We start from the raw sequence: 4045 nt of genomic DNA on the forward strand, positions 1-4045 counted from the left end.
AGCGCAGCCTCTACATGCTCGCCGAGTTCGCTGCCGCGCACCCGGAGCAGCCCTCTCTCCTTGCTTTGAATCTCATGGATGTTGCGGAGGGTCAAGGCAAGCGCATCGATTCGGCGCTTATCGAGCAGCGGCTCGGGATTCCCGTCGTGCCGCTCGTGGCGTCACGTCCGGAAGGGTACGGGAATCTGCTTTGCGCCATCGAGCGGACGGCGCGCGAGCGCCCATCCATTGACGACGGCCGCCTGCGTCGGGAGCTGGCGTCCGTTCCGGCGACGGCGCAGGGTGCGGGGAAGGCGCGGTTCGCCTGGATCGAATGGCTCCTCGACGGGGCGGTGTCCGCTCCCGAGAAAGCGCACGCGCTGTCGCGCTTCGACCGGCTCGCCACGGGCTCTCGCTGGTCAAAACCCATCACCGTCGCCATGATTCTCGCAGGGTTCCTTCTCGCGTTCGTTCCCGCCATACCCATCATGATGCTCGGCGGCGCCATCTCCTCGCTCGGGCAGGTCGCTGCCGGGGCGCTCGCGCAAGTGGGCGTGCCTGACGTTGTGGGCAGTTTCCTCGCGGGCGTGGTGTTCAACAGCTTGTGCTTCGGCACGATGATGGTGGGCTACGTATTCGGCATCAACCTTGTGTTCGGCCTCTACGAGGAGGCGGGCTACATGGCGCGCATCGGCTACGTGTTCGACCACACCATGGCGCGCTTCGGGCTGCAGGGGAAGTCGCTCATGCCGTTTCTTATGTGTCTGGGGTGCACGATGGGCGGCGTGTCGGGCTCGCGCGTCATCGACTCGTGGGGACAGCGCATGCTCACCGTCATGATGGCTTGGGCCATCCCGTGCGGCTCCACGTGGGGCGTGGTGCCGGTGCTGGCCGTCGCGTTCTTCGGCGTAGTTGGCGCGCCGCTCGTGATCGTGGGGATATTCGCCATGATGCTTGTCATCATGGGCATCGTCGGCAAGGTGTTCGGGCCGCGCCTGGTGGCGGATGGAGAGCGCGCGGGCTTGGTTATGGAGCTTCCGCCCTACCACCGCCCCCATCTGAAGGGCGTCGTGCGCGGCGCCTTGCTCAAGAGCCGCCAGATGTTCGTGCGTGCCATTCGCGTGGTCGCACTCTTCGCGTTCGTCATCTGGGCGCTCACCTACACTTCGACCGTCGGCGTTGAAGGGTCTGCGCTCTACGCGCTGGGCACCGCTATCGAGCCGGTGACGAGGCTGTTCGGCATGGGGTGGCAGACTTTCACGGCGTGGCTCTGCGCGCTCGTCCTCAAGGAATCCGCCCTCGGCGTGCTCTCGGGTCTTTTTACGGGCGCGGCGACGCCGAACGCCGTCCTCGTGGGGATCATGACCGGCGGCGGGGCGGCTGCGGCGAACGTCGGAGAGGTCATGTCTCAGGTGATTTCAGCCCCCGAGGCGCTCGCCTTCATCTTCGCGTTCACGTTCAATATGCCGTGCGCGGCAAGCGTCTCTGCTACCTGGGCCGAAGTCCACTCGACGAAGTGGACCGTCATAACGGCGGCGTTCTACATAGCCTCCTCGCTTCTGCTCGGATGTGTGGTCTACCACGTGAGTTTGTTGTTTTTCTAGCAAATTCTTTTTCGGGGAAAGAACGGGGTTGATGAGATGAGGTGCGAAAACGCCGGTGCGACCGAATCCTCGGAGGACTACCTCGAGGCGATCCTCGTGATCCGCGCCGAGCGGGGGTTCTGCCGCAACGCCGACATCGCGGAGCGCCTGGGCGTCACGAGGCCGAGCGTCACCAAGGCGCTGGCGAACCTCTCGTCCCAGTCGCTTGTCGAGGTGATCGATCGCGACGTGCGGCTCGCGCGGAGGGGCCTGGAAATCGCCCAGACCACCTTCGAGAAGCACGAGTTCTTCAGGCGGCTGCTCTGCGACGCCGGGGTGGATGGGAGAACCGCCTCCGAAGAGGCGTGCCGCCTGGAGCACTGCATCTCCGACCCCTCCTTCCGCCGCCTGGCGGATCACCTCGCGGGCCTGCGGGGCAGGACAAAGATGGGCGAATAGCCGGGCGCCCGAAAGCCCAGGCGAAGCTCATTGAATCCAGCGGCGCATGCAGCCCGTACAGCAGGCGGCATGCGCCGCTTTCGTCCTCTCGGAAGTACCCGTGCGGGCGACGACACGATACCGAGCGGCGGCGATGGCAACGGGCCTTCCCTCGTTTTCGGGGGCAAGGCGGATTGCCGCCTGCCGGAAAAGGGCGGCTCTTGCGAGCCATCACCCCTTTGCCGGGGCGACCCCCACGTTCGCTCTCACGTGCACCATCTTCACCATGCGCAAGCGGTCGGATGCACCCATGCTGAGCTTCGTGGAGGGCTTCAGCCCGGTCTTGTCGATATGGCGGTAATAGGGCTCCTCCGAAACAGCGCAAGCGTCACCGCCGATTCTCCGGGCGAGCTCCGCCGCGGAATCCACGCAGAAGAACATTCTTGCGTCAGCATGGCCCATCTGCTTCATGTATTTCTTCCGCATCCTGCCCAGTCCGATTCTGCTCACGCCGTCGAACACCACCTCCACACTCTCGAAGCCGTGCAACATCCGCAGAAGGGCGACCACTTTCTCTTCTTCGAAATAGTAGAACAGGCCGCCGGCGGTAACCAATACCGGCGCGTCCGGCGCGCCGCTGCGGATCCGCCTGATCCAGTCGCCTGAAAAGGCGTCGCCGGCAAGGCACGCCTGTCGCTGCGGCTTGGGCAGCAGCGCCTCGCGATATTCCAGTACGTCCGGCAGATCGACGGCGTACCAGCGGGTATGTCCATCGTCGTTCCTGTAATAGGTTGTTTCCAGCCCGCACCCCAGCTCCGCGATCACGCCGCCTGGCTTGCGGCGAAGGAAGGACTGGACGTATCGGTCCATGTTGGCGGAACGGGAGGCGGAGGCCAGCAGGGTGTACTGGCTCTGGGAGCCTTTGTCCGCGAGGTCTTTTGGCAGCGCGTCTTTCAGCGACAGGGCCGTTTCGTCGTACAGGATGTTCCGAAAATGCTCGCTGGCGTAGATCCTGCCCAGCATCGGGATGAACAATGTGTTCTCTAGAGCGCTGAATTCCGGCATGCAGTCCCTCCTTGTGCATACTGTTCACTGCTATTCGGCCATCGCTGCCTTCTGAACTGCATCGGCGTGCAACCCTTGTTTTTCCGGAACGCTTCTGTGAACGCGCCCGGTTTGGTGTAACCCACCATTCTACCGATCTCGGCTATCGTGGAATCAGTCTCGACGAGCAGCTTGGATGCTTCCTCCATGCGCTCTCGTGCAACATAGCGGGATGGTGATGTACCCGTTGCCGCCTTGAATAGGGCTTTCAATTTCGTCTGTCCCATGTAGAGCTCTTCTGCAAGATGCGAGCAGGAAAGGTCTTCCCCTAGGTTGGAGGCGATATATCCGCAGATGAAATCGATAGCCCTGCGGTCTTCTTGAGACAGGTGCTTGGCACCGTGCTTTTTGGAGTACAACGAGGAGTGTTGCACGACAATTGCAACGGCTTCCGAAATCACCCCTTCGTAGAAGAGCTCCGCCGCAATCCCCGTGCCCTTGTAGCTCCGCGCCTTTCGGAGCAGGTTGATGAGGTCGGACATATCGCGCCTTCCGTCGGCTTCCAGGAAGGCTCTCCTTATATCCCCGATACTTCCAAATCTGTTTTGAAGATACGTTCGGTAGTAGTCAGGGGAAAAGGTGATCGAGGTGCCCTTTGCCGATGCTCCTTCCAAAACGCGCGCCTCGTATTCCTCGCCCTCTCCTCCAAGGTACACCGAAATCGATCCGACGCTGAGCGGAGCCCCCTGTCTTTGCGTCACTCCTTCGATCTCATCATAGAACCCGATGCAGAGGTGCTCTGTGCATCGGTACTTCAACACAAAGTTTTTCGTGAATCTCATATTAAAAGAGTTGATCGCGAAGAGGTTTCCTCGGAAATAAGACCAGTATTCCCCCTCGCCGAAGTCGTTCTCGAAGGGTCGAAAGGTGCCGTCTGGCCCGTAGCCGTGCGCTTTCGAGGATGGCGAGATCTCCCATTTTCGAAACGCCGCGCCGTAAAG

4 protein-coding genes are annotated in these 4045 nt (G+C 62.0%); 2 read left to right on the forward strand and 2 right to left on the reverse strand.

Annotated features, from left to right (window positions below; all coding sequences use genetic code 11):
- Positions 1-1583, forward strand: a 1583-nt coding sequence (locus tag Q0J60_RS03730) for a nucleoside recognition domain-containing protein (protein ID WP_294438902.1), incomplete at its 5' end; no start/stop codon positions are given.
- A 36-nt stretch (positions 1584-1619) separates the two neighbouring features.
- Positions 1620-2021: a metal-dependent transcriptional regulator gene (locus Q0J60_RS03735; protein ID WP_294438903.1), complete on the forward strand. Its 402-nt coding sequence runs from the start codon at positions 1620-1622 to the stop codon at positions 2019-2021.
- A 210-nt stretch (positions 2022-2231) separates the two neighbouring features.
- Here Q0J60_RS03735 and Q0J60_RS03740 read toward each other — a convergent pair whose 3' ends face one another.
- Positions 2232-3065 carry a class I SAM-dependent methyltransferase gene (locus Q0J60_RS03740; RefSeq protein WP_294438904.1) on the reverse strand — a complete coding sequence of 278 codons (834 nt, stop codon included), beginning with the start codon at positions 3063-3065 and terminating at the stop codon, positions 2232-2234.
- Positions 3044-4045, reverse strand: a 1002-nt coding sequence (locus Q0J60_RS03745; RefSeq protein ID WP_294438905.1) for a helix-turn-helix transcriptional regulator, incomplete at its 5' end; no start/stop codon positions are given. The genes Q0J60_RS03740 and Q0J60_RS03745, both read right to left, overlap by 22 nt.

Source organism: uncultured Slackia sp., assembly GCF_944321625.1.
Taxonomy (GTDB): Bacteria; Actinomycetota; Coriobacteriia; order Coriobacteriales; family Eggerthellaceae; genus Slackia.

What these genes read in the sequence shown, in the direction of transcription:
- Q0J60_RS03735 (WP_294438903.1), top strand. Translation starts at nt 1,620, where the DNA reads ATGAGGTGCGAAAACGCCGGTGCGACCGAATCCTCGGAGGACTACCTC.
- Q0J60_RS03740 (WP_294438904.1), bottom strand. Translation starts at nt 3,065, where the DNA reads ATGCCGGAATTCAGCGCTCTAGAGAACACATTGTTCATCCCGATGCTG.